The following is a 17,073-nucleotide window of genomic DNA, read 5'->3' on the forward strand; positions in this document are numbered from 1 at the left end:
ACTAGTACGTATTCAATTATGGATGGATCACAAAATTCGAGAACCCGCCATGGCGCTGGGCGATGCCCGAGATGGCCTCATTGACCTTGCTCATGGGCGTCGCTTGGGTTTCCAGGAGATCGAAGCTGACCTTGCCGATCCCGACGAGGTCGGCCATTTCCTGGCCCTCGGATGTCGTCAGCCATGCCGAACCGATAAGACGTTGATTGCGGTCCATCATCGTGTGCACATCGATGGGAACCGCGCCCATCACGGCGCCGATGTCGACGGCGGTGCCGCCGCGGCGCAACGCCCTGAGGCCCGCCAGGAAAGGGTCTTGCGGCGTGCCGGGGCCGTTGCAGTCGATAAAGGCGTCGACACCCTCGCCATGCGACGTCTTGGAACGGGCCCATTCGTCTGCCGACCCGTCTTCCAGCGAATGCGTCTCGATGATGCCCGGCGCCAGCGCTTCGATCTCCTTCAGCAGCTTCCTGTCACGACCCGTACCGAGGATCTTCTTGACCCCGAAGGACGGACCGAACACCGCGATCGATATGCCGAGTGTGCCGGAGATGCCATTGACGAGGATCGTGTCCCCGGGGCCGACCTGGGCCTTCTTCAGAGCGGAATAGCCAGTTCCCATGTAGCCGAGCCGCGCCGCCTGGTCGAAGCTCATGTTGTCGGGAAGCGCCACGATCGCAGATGCCGGCGCGGCCATGTACTCGGAAATGCCGCCGACGGGGTAATCTCCAAATGTCTGCAGCGCGTCGTGGCTGAAGCCGAAATAGCCCTGGAAGGCGTAGTGGCGACAGGAGATCGTATCGCCGCGCCGGCAATGACGGCAGCTGCCGCAGGAGCGCCCCGGATTGACGTAGACGCGATCCCCGGGCTTCAGACTGTGGACCTGGCTGCCGACCGCGGCGATTTCGCCAGCCGGGTCGAGGCCAAAGATCGCCGGCAGCGGCGGTTGCGGCATGTGGGGGAACCAGGTCGGCCACATCGCCAGGATATTGGCGAGGTTCGGCACGATGCCGCACGATTTGACGCGGACGAGAACGTCCATCGACCCAAGCTTCGGGACCGGCACTTCCTCGATCCTCAGCTGGCCGCCGATCTCGTGCATGCGCGCGGCCTTCATCGTCTGCGGAATTGCTGTCACGTCGATACCTCCCGTTCGCTCAAACCAGTGCATGCCAAGTTTTTTGCACACATATGGGCCTCCTCCCGAGGCCAGTTCGGTGGTCGCATAGTTTTTTCGAAATATCAATCTTTTTTCGTAACTTTATGGTGATGACCGAGGACTGGCGCCGCTCCGGCGTGGCGGTGAGGCCATTTTCATCCGAGATCGGTGCGCTTTGCCGGTTTCGTCCATGGCTTGCCTATTTTCGAAAATCCGGTTTACTCCGGGCCAGAAGTACCTGCTTTCAGGGTACGTCCTAAATGGGTGAGCTTTTGAAATTCGCTTCTTTCGCTGAACGCAACGGTGCCGGCTACGGAATTGTTGAGGGTGAAATGATCCTGCGGCTGGATTCCATTCCCGATGCACCACCGGATCTGAAAACCTATCTCAGCATCCACTTTCCCGACCTCGCTCCCCGCGAACGCGAGCTCGAGACCTTGCCACTGGCCGACGTCAAACTGCTCCCTCCGGTCCCCAACCCCGGCAAGATCTTCTGCGTCGCCACCAATTTCCATGAGGAGGACAAGGCAGCGCCGCAATTTCCGCTCCTGTTCATGCGCCACGCGGAAGCGCAGACCGGTCACGGAGGCGCCATCTTGAAGCCTGCTGTTTCCGACAGGCTGGATTTCGAGGGCGAGTTGGCGGTGATCGTCGGCCGCCGCGCGCACAAGATCGCACCTGCCGAGGCGATGGCATATGTCGCCGGCTATGCCTGCTTCAACGAGGGCAGCGTCCGCGACTGGCAGAAACACTCGACCCAGTTCACGCCCGGAAAGAACTTTTACCACAGCGGCGGGTTCGGCCCGTGGATGGTCTGTACGCGCGAGATTCCGGATCCGGCGCGTCTTCATCTGGAGAGCCGCGTCAATGGCGTGGCAAGGCAGTCGATCGCGATCGACCGAATGATCTTCGATATCCCTTGGCTGATCTCCTACATCTCGACCTTTGCTCCGCTTGACCCCGGCGACGTTATCGTTACCGGCACCCCATCGGGCTTCGGCGCCAGCCGTAACCCGCCGGAGTTCCTTTTCTCTGGCGATGAGGTCGAGATCGAAATCCAGGGCATTGGCATCCTGCGCAATATGGTGGCCGAAGACATCTCCGACTCGTGATATTTCGCAATAACATATTATTTTCGAAATTTGTTGCCATCCAGCCGAGTTTGATCTAAGCAGGTCGCCAGGGTCAAGCTGCGGCCGTAGGAGGATAATGGTGATGCACCTGGTGTTTGGGGTCGGTCACATAAAGCTGAATGTCCGCGACGTAGGGGCCGTGATCCACGACTCGACGGAAATCCTCGGCTTGCGCGTCACCAGGCAGGCGACGGGCGAGACATGGCTGAGCTCGAACGGCCGCAAGGCCGAACTCGTGCTTCTCCACTCTGAGGAGAATTCGTGCCACACGATCGGGCTCGAAGCGCTGACCGCCGAGGCTGTCGCCGAAGCCGCCTCGCGCGTGGACGATGCCGGCTGCCGGATCCTCTCGCGTGAACCGAGCCTAGCCTGCTGCGATGCCGGCGTGACCTTCGCGACGCCGGACGGATTGCGCTTCGAAGTGCACACCCCAGCGCGCGACGACATGTACAATCCGCGCTACCCGACCAACGGCATCAAGCCGCGGCGGCTCGACCACATCAATCTCATCACCCCCGACCCGGTCGCCACAAGGCGGCAGCTCTCCGAGATTTGCGGCATGCAGCTCACCGAGCGCATGGTCAACGAGGCTCTGAGCTGGATGCATGGCGGCAACCGCCAGCACCACATTCTGGGCCTGGTGAAGGGTCCGGTCGGGCTTCACCACTACTCCTTCGAATTCAGCCATTTCAGCGACTACTGCCGGCTCGGCGACATTCTCGACGGGTTCGACCGGCAGGTGCTTTGGGGGCCGGGCCGCCATCGTCCGGGCGACAACACCTATGCCTACTATCTCGATGCCAGCGGCGCGATGGTCGAGTGCTCCGGCGCCATGCACACGGTCGCCGACGACGCCCATTTCGTGCCCAACGTCATCACCAACCTGGAGCGCCCCGGAAATGTCCGCCAAATGAATGTCTGGGGCTCTCCCGCCCCCCAGGAATGGCGCGAGCACCATTTTCCATTCGCCAGGATCGACTGATCAGGAAGGCCCGGCGGCCGGCCGCGCTTCGGCAGACGGGACAAGCAAGCAAGGCGAAGCAGCTCGACCGCATGGACGCTGCTTTCGACAGGAGATCGCTATGCAGGAAAAACTCACGTTCGAATCCGATGGCCTGAAACTATCGGCGGTTCTGCACATTCCCGACAGCCACCGCCCCGGACAGAAGCTGCCGGCGTTCATCGTCTGCCACGGCTTCGTCGGTTCCAAGGACGAGTCGCACGCCCAGATCCAGGCTGAGATGATGGAGACGTTCGGCTATGCCGCGCTGCGCTTCGATTTCCGCTGCTGCGGCGAGAGCGAGGGCGAGCGCGCCCAGGTCCGCTGCTTCGATCAGGTCACCGACGCGAAGAACGCGCTGACCTTCCTTGCCGGGCGCCCCGAGATCGACCCGAAGCGGATCGGCATCACCGGCCACAGCTTCGGCGCCGCCGTTTCGGTCTATACAGCAGGCGTCGACGAGCGGTTCGCCTGCGTCATCTCCTCATGCGGCTGGGGTCACGGCGAGCGGAAGTTCCGCGGCCAGCACCCAACACCGGAGGCCTGGGAGCGCTTCATGGGCCTGCTCGAGAAGGGCCGTGAGCACAAGCGCGCGACGGGCGAGAGCATGTGGATCTCGCGGTTCGACGCCGTGCCGATCCCGGAAAAATTGCGCAAGAACCTGTCGCCCAAGGCGATCATGGAGATCCCGACCGAGACGGCATGGAGCATGATGAACTTCAGGGCGGAAGACGTGGTTGCCAACATCGCGCCCCGCCCCGTTTTGTTCTTTCACACCGCCGACGACATCATCACGCCGACCGAGCAGTCCATCCGCCTGTTCGAGAAGGCCGGGCAGCCGGCCGAGCTGATGCTGATTTCGGGCACCGCCCACTTCCCGCTCGCACCGGAAGACGCGCCGCGCACCAAGATGATGCTCAAGGGCTGGCTCGATAAATTCTTCCCGGCAACGCCGGCAGCTTGAGGGCGATGCGGCCAGACCAGGAGACATTCGGCATGCCCGTCGCCCAGGAAAGCGAACTGACCAATTTTGCGACCGCGCTGCTCAATGCTGCCGGCTATACGCCCGACGAGGCGGTGCAGAGCGCGCGGTTGTTGGTCTGGGCAAATCTGCGTGGCGCGGATTCGCACGGTGTTCTCAGGATCCCGCGCTACATCGAGATGATCGAGACCGCTGTCGTGCGCTCCGGTCAACAGCCGAAGCTGATCCGGGAGTTCGGGGCGACCTGCGTCTTCGACTACGGAAAGGCCCCGGGCGCCGTCGCCATGATGCATGCGGCCGGCAAAGCCGGCGATCTGGCGGAAGCGTTCGGCATCGGCTGGTGCGGCGCCCGCGCCATATCCCATGCCGGCGCAATCGGCTACTTCACCACCCAACTGGCCGTCCGCGGCCTGATTGGCATCGCCATGACCGCGTCGAGGCCGCTCATGAGCTATTTTGGCGCAAAGGGCGAGGCGCTGTCGACCAATCCGCTGTCGATCGCCGTTCCCCGACCTGGCGGCGCCGATCCGATCGTGCTCGACATGTCTACCGCCGCCGTGGCGCTCGGCAAGATCATGGCGGCCAAGGATTCGGGCAACCCGATCCCCAAAGGCTGGGCCATCGACGCCAACGGCGTCGAAACGCAGGACCCGCATAAGGTGACAGCCATACTGCCCATGGCTGGGCCGAAGGGATCCGGTCTGTCGCTGATGATCGAAATTCTGTCAAGCGTGCTGGTGGGCAACGCCGTCATTGCGCCGTTCCTGCGCGGCGAGAAGAAAGGCGGCTTCAATGGCCTTATGCTCGCCATCGATCCGGCGGCCTTCGGCGACCCGTCGTCCTTTCTCGCCTCGGTGGAAACCCTGGCCGGCGCAATCCATGCGCTCGATCCGGCAGCCGGCTCCGATGGCGTGAAACTGCCCGGCGAACGCGGCTTTCAAACCGGGCGGGAGCGCACCGCCAACGGCATCCCGCTGGCGAAGGGCACCGCCAGGAACCTCGCCGATGCAGCCGTACGGCTGGGGCTCGCGGTGCCGGCTTTCCTGCAGTGATGCCGCACGACAGCCGCACCAAGGCCGGCCAGAGGGGTATCCCTGGATGACGCAAGATGAGGCGGACGTCGTGGTGGTCGGGCTCGGCCCCGTCGGCATCGCCTTGTGCAATCTGCTTGCGGCAGCAGGAGTTCGGGTTGAAGGCATCGATGCCGCTGACGACGTCTACGCACTGCCTCGCGCGATCGGCATGGACCACGAGGTGATGCGGATCTTCCAGAACATCGGCGCGGCCAACGCCATTGCCGCGGCAACGGGGCAGTATCGCGCGTCGGAATACAGATCCGCCGACGGTGTCTTGTTGCGCCGGTTCGAGTCCCCTGCTGAGCCCTACCCGCTTGGCTGGCCGCCCTATCTGACCTTCATTCAGCCGGAGCTTGAGAGGGCTCTGCGCGCCAACGGCAAGAGGTTCCCTGACCTGACGCTGCGCACGGCAACGGAGCTTGTCGGCCTTGAGAACCCCGATAGGCCGGTCCTGACTTTGCGCGACAAGGCGAGCGGCGAGCACACAACGCGCACCCCGCGCTATGTCGTCGGGTGCGACGGCGCAGCCAGCTTCATCCGGCGCAGGCTCGGTGTGGCGCTGGAGGACCTTGACTTCGACGAACCCTGGCTCGTGGTGGACATGATACTGGGGGATGGGCACGTGCCGTTGCCGGACACCAACGTCCAGTTCTGCGACCCCGCGCGCCCGCACACATATGTTTGCGGTCCCGATCGGCTCCGACGTTGGGAGTTCATGATCCTACCGGGTGAAAGTCCAGTGGAGATCAACCGACCGGAACGGATCTGGCAGTTGCTTTCGCCTTGGCTTCAGCCGGATCAGGCCAGGCTTTGGCGCTCGGCGACCTACAACTTCCACGCCCTTGTTGCGCAGCAGTGGCGGGTGGGCAGCGTCTTTCTTGCCGGCGATGCCTGCCACATGACCCCGCCGTTTCTCGCGCAGGGGATGGTGCAGGGCATCAAGGATGCAGCCAATCTTGCCTGGAAGCTGGCCCAAGTGATCGGCGGTGGATCGGAGCGCCTGCTCGACACCTACCAGGCCGAGCGAAGGCCGTTCATTCGCGAAGTCATCGAGGTCACGAAGCGGCTGGGAAAAGTCATCTGCGAGTTGGATCCGGACAAGGCCCGCGCCCGCGATGCCGAGATGGTAGTGGCGATGCACGCGGGCCATGGTGTCCAGGTCCGGCAGAACCTCTTTCCGCCCATCCGTCATGGACTTGTCGCCGGTGGTGTTGACGGGTCGTCGACAGCCGGAGCGGGCGAGCCCTGTCCACAGCCGTGGGTCGTCGGGCCTTTCGGACGGATGCGGCTCGACGACGCTTTGCCGCCCGGGTTCCAGCTTCTCATCAGCGGCGATATGGACGTTTCACTCAACCTTTTGGAGAAGTCGCGTGAGGCTGGCGTTGCCGTGCATCGCGTGGCGCAGGATAGGTCCTATCCCTCGCTGTTGGTGGAAGAAGATCGCGTGCTGGCGGACTGGTTGACGTCGAAGGGTGCACGCGCCGTCCTGGTGCGGCCCGACCATGTGGTTTTCGGTACGGCCGCGGACGCAGGGGAAGCCGAGCAGCTCGTCCGCCAATTGCACACGATGCTGGCAGCGACCGAGCAATGATGGTTCATGCGTCGTGTGCGCCGGGACGATCTCGGGTGCAAGTCAGGACCGGCCAGTGCACCTCGGAAGCGGCGTCCCCTATACGCGGGCGGCTGGCATGTGGCGGTAGAGGTGGGCCAGATGCATTGAGGTGAGCGTGGCCCTCACCATCTCGCCCGGCGAATCGTCCTTCATGAAGCTGGAGAGGCCGCCATAGATGAGTTCCAGAACGACACCGCCCACATAGAGTGGTTCGATATCGGCACCGCCATGGGGAAAAAGCTTTCCGGACAGCAACTTGCCCAGGCCCTCCCACTGGTCCTTGAACAGGCGCAGATGCCGCTCTTCCAGTGTGTTGTCGCGGCGGGCGATCCGCAACAGGTCGATGGCAAGCGTTCCCCACCGCTTGTCCTTCGCCCGCTGATTGGCCCAATCGCACATCGCATCGATGATCTCCTTCGGGTCATCGTAGCCGTCGAGCAGGCCGGTGAGCTCGACCACGTCGCCACCGGCATGGCGCTCGAGCAATTGAAGGAAGATGTCTTCCTTGTTCTCGAAGTTCGAATAGAAGGCGCCCTTCGAGTAGCCGGCTTCTTCTGCGATACGTTCAATGGTCGCCCCGGAATAGCCGTCGCGAGCCACGACTTCGCTCGCTGACAGCAAGAGCTTCTCGCGGGTCAGAGCCTGGCTCTGTTCGCGCGTCAGTCGCGCCATTCTCTATCCTTCCAAGCCATTCATTGGGATACCTTTGGTATCCGAATCGGCCGAAGGTTAGAAGGCCGAAACAATACAGGCAAGCGCCCAGAAGATCGGGTATTCGGGGCCCATCAACTGCCAGCGCCAGCGCGGGCCGTTGATCTGCACCACCGCATAGGCCGCTCCCAGCAAGACGGCCACGCCGCACGCCGCAGCCCATCGCGGATAGATGTCGAACACCATTCCAACGGCGGCAACAAATTCCAGCGCAACCGTCAGCACGATGAAGGGTTTTCCTGGCTTCAGCCCGGCGGCCTCGAACGTCTTTGTCGCCTTTTCGAAGTTCCTGATCTTTCCAATGAGATGCGGAATGAACCAGATCCCGCACAGAATGCGCAGGAGATCGATTGGCGTTAGCATGAACTCCGGCATTGATTCCTCCGTGTAGAACGTCGAACGGACCGCCCGGCCCTTCCTCCCGTCCTTGTTGCCATATCGGGCGACGTTCTCTCATCCAGCGGAGCCGAAGCGTTTGTCGCCAGGCCGCAACCGATGCGGCCTTCGCCGACATTTCCCGCAAATGCTGTCGTCAGTGGAAATCGGCTCTTGCGTCACCCAATCCAGATACTATACGGTATCCACAGTCTACGAGGAATGTCAACGAGGCATCTCTGCGAACTGGCATATTGGGAGGAACAGACGATGACGATCATGATGCGGGCGGCACGGCTTCATGCCGTGAACGAGCCGATGCGTGTCGAGGAAGTGGCCAAGCCGATGGCATCCGGAACGGATGTGGTCGTCGAGGTCAAGGCCTGCGGGATGGTGCCCAATCTCGCGAACGTGCTCAACAACTGGGAGACCTGGTACCCGCATCAGCCGCTGCCGGCGAAGCCCGCGATCTTCGGCCTCGACCCTGCGGGCATCGTGCATCAGGTCGGCGAACAGGTCGTGGCGATCAAGCCGGGCGACCGCGTGTATGTGAACCCGCTGCGTTCCTGCGGTGCATGTCATGCCTGCGTCAGCGGCCATCAGGCGAAGTGCGAATATTTCACCTTCAACGGCTATTTCGGCTTCAACAGGAACAGCCTGGAAATCTACAAGCGCTATCCTGAGGGGGGCTTCGCCCAGTTCATGCGCGCGCCCCAGAATGCGATCGTCAAGATCCCCGACAACATGACCTACCCACAGGCGGCCCGCATGGGTTACCTCGGCACGGCGTATTCCGCGCTCAAGAAGTTCGGCATACCGGCCGGCAAGTCGCTGATCATCAATGGTGCGACCGGCACGCTGGGCGTCGGCGCGACACTCTTCGCGCTCGCCATGGGCGTCTCGACGATCTATGCGGTAGCACGCGGCAAGCCTCTGCTCGAGCGGCTGAAGCAGCTTGCCCCGAACCGGATCCAGACTTTCTCCAACCAGGACGGCAAGGTCGCCGACTGGGTCCGCTCGCAGACCGGCGGTCTCGGCGCCGACTTCATGCTCGACTGCCTCGGTGCGGTGGCCGACGTCAACGCCATGAAGGACGCCATGATGGGCGTCAAGCGCGGCGGCCGCATCGTCAACATCGGCGGTACCGGCAGCGACATGCTGTTCAACACCAAATGGTGGATGGACAATTCGATGCAGCTTCTTGGCTCGGCCTGGCTGACCACGGCCGAGGGCATGGAGGTCGCCGAAATGGTGGGCTCCGGCGCGATCGACCTTTCGGTGCTGGAGGCGCGGACGTATCCGCTAGAGCGCATCAACGAGGCCATCAATGGCGTCGCCTCCGGTGACGGTGGCTTCACCAACTACGTGCTCGAACCATAGCTGGGCCATCGGCATCGGCGGGCTTCACCGTCCGCCGCTTGCCGGCAACCGCGGAACGGCGCAGCGATCCGCTATCTTATGCGCGAAGAGAACGAAATGATCATCGATTGCCACGGCCACTACACGAGCGAACCGCCGGAGCACCATGCCTTTCGCAAGACGCAGCTCGAGTTCGTCGAAGGCATGCGCGACGCCATGCCCGTCTATCCCGGCATCACCGACGAAATGCTAAGGGCGACGATCGAGCAGAACCAGTTGCGCCTGCAGCGCGAGCGCGGTACCGACCTGACCATCCTGTCGCCGCGGGCTTCGGGCATGGGCCACCATATTGGCAGCGCCGAGAACAATGCCGAATGGTCGCGTATCTCCAACGACTTGATCGCCCGCATCGTCGAGATGTTCCCGGCCAACTTCGCGGGCGTATGCCAGCTGCCGCAATCGATGAGCGGCGACCTGAAGCCGGTGCTTGCCGAACTCGAGCGCTGCGTCCTCGAACTCGGCTTCGTCGGCTGCAACCTCAACCCCGATCCGTCCGGCGGCTTCTGGTCGGCACCGCCGATCCACGATAGCTATTGGTATCCGCTCTTCGAAAAAATGGTCGAGCTGCAGGTGCCGGCCATGATCCATGTCTCCGGCTCCTGCAGTTCCTGCCTGCATACGACCGGCGCGCATTACATCAACGCCGACACCGCCGTGTTCATGCAGCTGATCCAGGGCGACCTGTTCAGCGCGTTTCCCGGTCTCAGGCTGATTATCCCGCACGGCGGCGGCGCCGCGCCCTACCATTGGGGACGCTATCGCGGCCTGGCGATGATGTTGGACAGGCCCGGACTGGCCGAGCATCTGATGCGCAACGTCTTCTTCGACAGCTGCGTCTATCATCAGGCGGGCATCGACACGCTGTTCCGCGTCGTTGGCCCGGCCAACATCGTGTTCGGCTCCGAGTTGCTCGGAGCGGTCAAGGCCATCGATCCGGAAACCGGCTTCGCCTTCGACGACACGCGGCGCTACGTCGACGCGCTTTCGCTCGGTGAGGTCGAACGGCACGCCGTGTTCGAAGGCAATGCCCGGAAGGTCTATCCGAGGCTTGATGCGCGGCTGAAGGCACAAGGGCGTTAGACCAGCCAATGAGCATTGTTCGGGTGCGGCGCCGGATGCCGCACCTCATCGTTCCGGGAGAACACTTATGGCCAAAGTCGTCACCAAGACCGAGCGCACGCCGATCGAGACGTGCGATGCTCTTGGCCAACTTGGCGTGGCCACGGTTCACGAGGCGCAGGGGCGGACGGGCCTGCTCGCCGCGCGCCTGCGGCCTATCTATGACGGTGTGAGGATCGGCGGCAACGCGCTGACTTGTGAAGTTGCGCCGGGCGACAATTGGATGATCCACGTCGCGCTGGAACTGGCACGACCAGGCGACATCCTGGTCGTCACCCCGACCTCGCCCTGCGAGGACGGCTATTTCGGCGACCTGCTGGCTGAATCGGCCAAGGCGCAAGGCATCAGGGGCCTCATCATCGATGCTGGCGTGCGCGATGTGTCGACCCTGCGCTCCATGGCCTTCCCGGTCTGGTCGAAGGCGATCTGCGCACAGGGGACGGTCAAGGAGACGCTCGGCAATGTCCAGGTGCCAATCGTCTGCGCCGGCGCCCATATCCGGCCTGGCGACGTCGTCGTGGCTGATGACGATGGCGTGTGCGTCGTGCCGCGTGAAATCGCGGAAAAAGTCCTCGAAACCGCCCGCAGGCGCGAGGCGATGGAAGAAGAAAAGCGAAGCCTTTACGCAGCCGGCAAGCTAAGTCTCGATGTCAACGACATGCGCGAGCGCTTGCAGCGCAAGGGTCTCATCTACGAGTAGGGACCGCCTCGCCGGTTGCGCGACTGATAAAATAAGCGGATCCGTGGCACCAGTGCGCTATTGCGCCAAACGCTCGAGCTTTCGACGTATCGTGGTTGCCATCGTCGGCAGCTGCAAGCAGCCGCCCCGAGTGCCCGGGAGATTTTCGAACCGCCGCTTTTCCGCGTCAAAGACCCGATCCACAAGCCAGGAGCCGGCAGCTGCGCGATGGTGATTGAGACTGGCGCCGACAGCTGCAAGGTCACCAATATCGCCACGAACGTCGAGCTATCTCAAAATGCAGGCATGCGCATGTCTGACGTCTTGAGGGACTGGGTTCGAAGATGATCCTGGAACACCCGTCTGAGTTCCCGATAATTCGCGAACCCCAAGTGACGAGCAAGCCGCGAAACCGTCGAGGTTCCCACGTGGCAGCGGCAAGCGACTACAGAAGTGCTATCGAAAGCGGCAATCTCGGGCTTCTCAAGAATTTTTCTCGCTACTTGCTCCATCGCCTTTGGCAAGACCAGCTCGCGTTTGGCGATAGCTACTTTGATTTCATCGAGAGTTCGAGGTTTGTTCATGGCTGTAGCTCTTAAAGAACGAGAAGAAGGCGTTCGACACCATGGCTGTCATGTTGCAAATTCGGTTAAGTCGCTTGAGGTTTGAAATCGGATTGCGCTTGCTCGCAAGCACTGTCAGCCGAGCACGCTGGCGAGTTTCACAGGAGCGCCGGTCTTCGCCGACACCGTTGCTGCCTCCGCCATCGCCAGCGCGGCAATGCCGTCGTCCAGGGTGACGGGAACCGCCTTACCGCCATTGACTGCCTCGACAAAACCGGCCCATTCGGCGGCATAGGCCGGCATGTAGCGCTCCAGGAAGAAGTAGGTCGGCTTGGCCCCCGTCACGCCAGAGGTGGTGGACTTTACCACCGTGTTTTCCAGCATGTTCTGCGCCTGCAGCAGCCCTTGCGAACCCAGCAGTTCCAACCGCTGGTCATAGCCATAGACCGCGCGCCGGCTGTTCTTGATGACAGCAATCCGGCCATCATCGTAGGTGAGCGTGACCACGGCCGTGTCGACATCGCCCGCAGCCCCGATTTCAGGATCGACGATCGAGGATCCCACGGCGGTCACCGCCATGGGCGCGGCACCCATGATGAAATTCGCCATGTCGAAGTCGTGGATCATCATGTCGCGGAACAGTCCACCCGAGACCTTGATGTAGGCAACGGGCGGCGGCGCGGGATCGAAGGATGTAATTGACAGGAGTTCGGTCTTGCCGATCTCGCCTCTGTCGGCGGCAGTCTTCAGCGCCGCGAAATTTGGGTCGAAGCGGCGGTTGAAGCCGATCATTACCGGGCGCTTGGTGGCGGCAGCTGCCTTGCGGCATTCCAGCGCGCGCGCAAGACTGAGGTCCACCGGCTTCTCGCAAAGAACAGCTTTGCCAGCGGCGGTCGCACGCTCGATCAAATCAGAATGGGTGTCTGTCGAGGTGGCAATCAAAACCGCATCGATGGCGGGATCGTTCAGGACGGCTTCTGTGGTTCGTGCCTCAGCCCGGTACTGAGTAGCGAGCTTTTCGGCGGCCGCCGTATTGATGTCCGACACGGCGACGAGTTTGCTGCCAGGGTGCGACGAGATCGCCGTCGCATGAACGCCGGCAATCCGCCCGGCCCCGAGAAGTCCAACATTAAGCATCAGTTTCCAAAGCTCCGTACAACATTGAATTGATAGGGTCAGCTTTCGCTGCTCTGAGACGATCCACATCCGCAAGCGTTCGTGTTCCTTCTTGCGCCGTCGTGGCCCCTCGCTGAGTCTAGGATCCGGCTTGGGCTTGATTGACGAAGCGAGCAAACTCCTCGTCGGCGATCGCAACATTGTGTTCCGGCGCCGGATAGGCGCCAGAATTGACATCGGCGATGAACTCCTTGAAAGCCGCAACCCGCTCGTTCTGCAGCCGCTCGTATTCGATTGCGAAATTGCGATAGGTACGCGCGTGCCGTGGCTTGTGGCCCTGGGTATGGCCCAATACGTCTTCGGCGAAGAGATACTGGGCGTCAGCACCCGGCCCGGCTCCCATGCCGAGCATGATCATCGAAGTGTTCTTCGAGATGAATGCACTGACTTTGTCAGGGACAACTTCAAGCTCGGCGCCGAAGCAGCCGATGGCCTCAAGCTGCTTCACCTGCTGCCAGACTTTCAGGGCTTCCTGCCCGGTCCTGCCCACCGCGCGAAAGCCTGTCCAGGTGATGTAGGAAGGAATGAGGCCGACATGCGCCACGATTGGCACGTGGTTATCGCACAATGTCTTCTGGATGTCATAAGAGGCAGCGCAATAGAAGCAGTCACCTCCCATCGCTGCGAAGTGGAAAGCTGCCCGCAGATAGTCCTCGGCAGTTGCGAGAGGCCGGCCCTGAAAGGTTCCCCAGCCGCCATAAGGCAGACCGACCTGCACGAAGCAGCGCCCAGCAGCCTCACGCATTTGAGGACTGAAAAAGCGCCCCTCGATCGACAGCATGTGGATCCCCGCCGCGTTCGCGGCAGCGGCCTCTTCTTCCGTAGTGACATAAAGCATCGAGATCTTTTCGCCGCGCGCCTTCATGGCGCGAATGTCGGCGACGGTGGGGCGGATGTTCTTGCTGACCATGGACCTACACCGTGAATGCGTTGCGGAAGGCGTCGAGTGCGACTTCGGGATCGCCGGAGGCAAACGCCTCCATGCCCACCGGCCCGCGATAGCCCATGCCCTTCAGCGCATGGGCGATGCCCCGGTAGTTGATCTCGCCGGTGCCGGGCTCCATCCGCCCCGGCACGTCGGCCACCTGGACCTCGCCGATCCACGGCAGGCAGGCGCGACAGAGTTCGATCAAATTCCCCTCGCCAATCTGCGCATGGTAGAGGTCGAGGTTGAGGCGCAAGCCAGGCCGGTTCACACTCGAGACCAGCGCAAGCGTATCCTCGGCACGTGCGAACGGCACGCCGGGATGGTCGACCGGCAGGTTCAAATTCTCCAGCGTGAAGGTCACGCCTTCGGCCTCGGCGAGGTCGGCGACGCGGTTGAGCGTGTCGCGCGCCTTGAGCCACATCGCACCGGTGACCGTCTCGCAAGGCGCGACCGGCAGGCCGCCCTCGCCCAGCCCGGTTCCATGCAGATTGAGCCGCGCGACGCCGAGGCGCTTGCCGACCGCCGCCGTCTCCTTCGCCGTCTTCAAAAGTTCGGCAGCACCATCGTCATCGGGCAGCCGGCCCCTGAGATACCCGTTCATGATCGAGAAGGTTGCGCCAGAGCTTTCCAGCATAGCGAGATCATGCTCGGGCCAGTTCCAGAGACCGACCTGAAAACCCATTTCGGTCAGACGCTTGACGCGGAATTCCATCGGCCGGTCGCGCCACAGCATCTCGGCGCAGGCCGCAAGGATGAAGGTGTCGGACATGTCAGACCTCGATGTACACGCGGCCGTCTTCGACCTTGGTGGTGTAGGTTTTAAGGTTCACGCAGACCGGTGCGCGCATCGCTTCGCCGGTGCGGTAATCGAACACGCCGTTGTGCTTCGGGCATTCGATCCTGTATTCCATAACCAGCCCGTCGCTCAGATGTACCTTCTCATGCGTGCACAGGCCGTCGGTACAGAAGAACGTATCGTCCGGGCTGCGGTAGATGGCGAATGTCCGGCCGCCGTGATCGAAGCGGATGACATCCTCTTCCTCGATATCGTCCGTTGCACACGCATCAATCCATTTTGCCATTGTCGCCCTGAGCCTTGGTCCTCGGTTGGTCGAAAAGTCGGCCGACGGAACACGTGTCCGCCGGCCGCCCGGGAGGGAAGATGCCCCGTGTGGTGAGCATCTTCACTGGGTTTACGGATGCTCTCCGTCACGCGGCGCATGCCCATCGTTGGTCGCCGAGAATCTCTCGATTTCGGCTTCGAGTTCAGCCATCTGCTCGCCGCCGGCCATGAGATCGGTAATCGCCTCGCGGCTTTTCTCACCCTTGCGGAAATCGGCGGCCTTGGAACCTCTGATGAGGACGGCGAAGTGGTCGCCGACGGTCAGCGCATGGACGACATTGTGGGTGATGAAGATCACCGCAATGCCCTTGCGGCGCGCCTGCAGGACAATGCGCAGCACATGCGCCGCCTCCTTGACGCCGAGCGCGGCTGTCGGCTCATCGAGGATCAGCACGCTGGCACCGAAATGGACGGCACGGGCAATGGCCAGGGCCTGACGCTCGCCCCCGGACAGTCCGCCGACGAGGCGATCGCCGTCATCGATGCGGGTGATGCCGAGCTGGCGCATCTCGGTGACGGCGATCTCGTTGGCCCGTTTGCGGTCGTAGATGGTGAGCGGCCCCCAGCGCCGTGTCGGCTCGGCGCCGACGAAGAAGGAGCGGCCGATGCTCATCAGCGGGAACGTCCCGCCGAACTGGTGGACCGTCGCGATGCCATGGTCGCTGGCATCGCGCGGGCTGCCGAATTCGACGGATTTGCCGTCCATTTCCATCCTGCCCGATGTCGGCTTGTGGACGCCGGAGAGGATCTTGATCAGCGTGGATTTTCCCGCGCCATTGTCGCCGAGCAGGCACAGCACCTCGCCTCTGTTAACCTCGAGCGAAATGTCGTGGAGAACATCGATCGGACCGAACGACTTGTTGATTCCGGTCAGCCTGAGCAGGGGCGTGGTCATGAGCGGGCCCTCGGTTTGGCGCGTGGCGAGTAGGTCAACGCCATGGTGCGGAACGTGTTGTTCATCAGCACGGCGGCGAGCAGCAGGACGCCGATGATCAGGCTCGCCCAGTTGGCGTCGAAGCCGGTGTAGAAGATACCCTGGTTGACGATAGCGAAGGTCAGCGTGCCCAGCACGATGCCGACCACTGAACCGTAGCCGCCAGTGAGCAGCACGCCGCCGATGACCACCGCGATGATCGAGTTGAAGATGAATGACTGCCCGGCCGCCACCTGGGCGCTGTTGTAGAGGATCGCCTGCGACATGCCGACAAAGGCTGCACACAGGCCGCTGCTCATGAACAGCGCGATGGTTACCCGGTCGGTCGGGATGCCGGCATTGCGGGCGCTGACGGCGTCGCCACCCATGGCCAGGATCCAGTTGCCGAAACGCGAGAAATTCAGGATGAAGCCGACGATAAGGACGATGGCGATCCACCAGAACAGGGTCACCTGAAACTTGCCGCCGAGATAGTCGCCGAACACAAGCTTGGCGACCGGTCCACTCTTTAGCGCGACACTCGTGCTGCCGGACAGGATGATCGAAAGGCCGAGCGTCAGGCCGGCCAGCGCGAACAGCGTTGCCAGGGTGACGACGAAGGACGGCACTTTGGTGCGGATCACCAAGACCCCGCTGATGAAGCCGACGGCCAGCCCAAGGCTCAGCGCCGCAAGGATGCCGACAATGATCGGCAAGTCGTAGTGGCCCGAGATGATGGCAATTGTCATCGAGCTGGCCGGGATCATCGACCCGACGGAGAGATCGAGGTGTCCAGCGATCATCAATAGCCCCACGGGGAGTGCGATGATACCGAGTTCCGAGGCGACGTTGAGCCAACTGGCGGAACCGCCGGCCGACATGAAATTGGCACCACCGAAGATCGAGAAGAAGACCAGCACGGCGATCATGCCGATCAGCGAGCCGACCTCAGGGCGCCGCACAAGGCTGCCGATCGAGGGCATTGAGGAATGCGGGGCGGGCGGCGCAGTCGCTACCACGGCGGGTTGGTCATGGGCTTGGGATGTCATCGAAGTGTCCCTGGCTTGAACAAAGGGGAGCCTGGCGCCGCCTTTCGTCGGCGGCG

At 62.5% G+C, this 17,073-nt stretch carries 18 protein-coding genes; 8 read left to right on the forward strand and 10 right to left on the reverse strand.

The window, feature by feature from the left end; all coding sequences use genetic code 11:
- Window positions 1-16 precede the first annotated feature (16 nt).
- Window positions 17-1,171 carry an alcohol dehydrogenase catalytic domain-containing protein gene (locus D3227_RS06880; RefSeq protein WP_120013387.1) on the reverse strand — a complete coding sequence of 385 codons (1,155 nt, stop codon included), beginning with the start codon at window positions 1,169-1,171 and terminating at the stop codon, window positions 17-19.
- A 248-nt stretch (window positions 1,172-1,419) separates the two neighbouring features.
- On the opposite strand from D3227_RS06880, the gene D3227_RS06885 reads away from it, so the two are divergent.
- The 5 genes from D3227_RS06885 to D3227_RS06905 all read left to right on the forward strand — a co-directional run bounded on the left by D3227_RS06885 (window position 1,420) and on the right by D3227_RS06905 (window position 6,941).
- Window positions 1,420-2,271 carry a fumarylacetoacetate hydrolase family protein gene (locus tag D3227_RS06885; protein ID WP_120013388.1) on the forward strand — a complete coding sequence of 284 codons (852 nt, stop codon included), beginning with the start codon at window positions 1,420-1,422 and terminating at the stop codon, window positions 2,269-2,271.
- Window positions 2,272-2,374: 103 nt separating this feature from the next.
- Window positions 2,375-3,274: a VOC family protein gene (locus tag D3227_RS06890; RefSeq protein WP_245451682.1), complete on the forward strand. Its 900-nt coding sequence runs from the start codon at window positions 2,375-2,377 to the stop codon at window positions 3,272-3,274.
- Window positions 3,275-3,374: 100 nt separating this feature from the next.
- Entirely contained in the window at window positions 3,375-4,256 is an 882-nt protein-coding gene (locus tag D3227_RS06895) for an alpha/beta hydrolase (protein WP_120013390.1), read from the forward strand.
- 32 nt (window positions 4,257-4,288) lie between these two features.
- A complete protein-coding gene (locus D3227_RS06900) occupies window positions 4,289-5,326 on the forward strand; it encodes an Ldh family oxidoreductase (protein ID WP_120013593.1) in 1,038 nt (345 codons plus the stop codon).
- Window positions 5,327-5,372: 46 nt separating this feature from the next.
- Complete coding sequence (locus tag D3227_RS06905; RefSeq protein ID WP_120013391.1) at window positions 5,373-6,941, forward strand: bifunctional 3-(3-hydroxy-phenyl)propionate/3-hydroxycinnamic acid hydroxylase; 1,569 nt, start codon at window positions 5,373-5,375, stop codon at window positions 6,939-6,941.
- 78 nt (window positions 6,942-7,019) lie between these two features.
- On the opposite strand, the gene D3227_RS06910 is transcribed toward D3227_RS06905, so the two are convergent.
- A complete protein-coding gene (locus D3227_RS06910) occupies window positions 7,020-7,634 on the reverse strand; it encodes a TetR/AcrR family transcriptional regulator (protein WP_167480628.1) in 615 nt (204 codons plus the stop codon).
- Window positions 7,635-7,691: 57 nt separating this feature from the next.
- A complete protein-coding gene (locus tag D3227_RS06915; RefSeq protein ID WP_120013392.1) occupies window positions 7,692-8,048 on the reverse strand; it encodes a DoxX family protein in 357 nt (118 codons plus the stop codon).
- Window positions 8,049-8,318: 270 nt separating this feature from the next.
- On the opposite strand from D3227_RS06915, the gene D3227_RS06920 reads away from it, so the two are divergent.
- From D3227_RS06920 to D3227_RS06930, 3 genes are all read left to right on the forward strand, one after another.
- Window positions 8,319-9,428 carry an alcohol dehydrogenase catalytic domain-containing protein gene (locus D3227_RS06920; protein ID WP_120013393.1) on the forward strand — a complete coding sequence of 370 codons (1,110 nt, stop codon included), beginning with the start codon at window positions 8,319-8,321 and terminating at the stop codon, window positions 9,426-9,428.
- A 96-nt stretch (window positions 9,429-9,524) separates the two neighbouring features.
- On the forward strand, window positions 9,525-10,547 hold the full coding sequence (locus D3227_RS06925; RefSeq protein WP_120013595.1) for an amidohydrolase family protein: 1,023 nt from the start codon (window positions 9,525-9,527) through the stop codon (window positions 10,545-10,547).
- Window positions 10,548-10,614: 67 nt separating this feature from the next.
- Window positions 10,615-11,286, forward strand: coding sequence for a 4-carboxy-4-hydroxy-2-oxoadipate aldolase/oxaloacetate decarboxylase (locus D3227_RS06930; protein ID WP_120013394.1), 672 nt, complete (start codon window positions 10,615-10,617; stop codon window positions 11,284-11,286).
- A gap of 272 nt (window positions 11,287-11,558) precedes the next feature.
- Here the strand turns inward: D3227_RS06930 and D3227_RS06935 are convergent, their stop codons facing one another.
- From D3227_RS06935 to D3227_RS06965, 7 genes are all read right to left on the reverse strand, one after another.
- Window positions 11,559-11,849, reverse strand: coding sequence for a MurR/RpiR family transcriptional regulator (locus tag D3227_RS06935; RefSeq protein WP_120013395.1), 291 nt, complete (start codon window positions 11,847-11,849; stop codon window positions 11,559-11,561).
- A 114-nt stretch (window positions 11,850-11,963) separates the two neighbouring features.
- Complete coding sequence (iolG, locus tag D3227_RS06940; protein ID WP_120013396.1) at window positions 11,964-12,965, reverse strand: inositol 2-dehydrogenase; 1,002 nt, start codon at window positions 12,963-12,965, stop codon at window positions 11,964-11,966.
- A gap of 118 nt (window positions 12,966-13,083) precedes the next feature.
- Entirely contained in the window at window positions 13,084-13,914 is an 831-nt protein-coding gene (locus D3227_RS06945) for a 3-methyl-2-oxobutanoate hydroxymethyltransferase (RefSeq protein WP_120013397.1), read from the reverse strand.
- Between the two features lie 4 nt (window positions 13,915-13,918).
- Window positions 13,919-14,701 (reverse strand): hydroxypyruvate isomerase family protein, encoded by a 783-nt coding sequence (locus D3227_RS06950; RefSeq protein WP_120013398.1) that lies wholly within the window; start codon window positions 14,699-14,701, stop codon window positions 13,919-13,921.
- A 1-nt stretch (window position 14,702) separates the two neighbouring features.
- Window positions 14,703-15,014, reverse strand: a complete 312-nt coding sequence (locus tag D3227_RS06955) for a MocE family 2Fe-2S type ferredoxin (RefSeq protein ID WP_120013399.1) — start codon at window positions 15,012-15,014, stop codon at window positions 14,703-14,705.
- A gap of 111 nt (window positions 15,015-15,125) precedes the next feature.
- Window positions 15,126-15,950: an ATP-binding cassette domain-containing protein gene (locus D3227_RS06960; protein ID WP_120013400.1), complete on the reverse strand. Its 825-nt coding sequence runs from the start codon at window positions 15,948-15,950 to the stop codon at window positions 15,126-15,128.
- A complete protein-coding gene (locus D3227_RS06965) occupies window positions 15,947-16,951 on the reverse strand; it encodes an ABC transporter permease (RefSeq protein WP_120013401.1) in 1,005 nt (334 codons plus the stop codon). Before D3227_RS06965 ends, D3227_RS06960 begins: the two co-directional genes overlap by 4 nt.
- Window positions 16,952-17,073 lie beyond the last annotated feature (122 nt).

This window comes from Mesorhizobium waimense, assembly GCF_003601975.1.
Taxonomy (GTDB): domain Bacteria; phylum Pseudomonadota; class Alphaproteobacteria; order Rhizobiales; family Rhizobiaceae; genus Mesorhizobium; species Mesorhizobium waimense.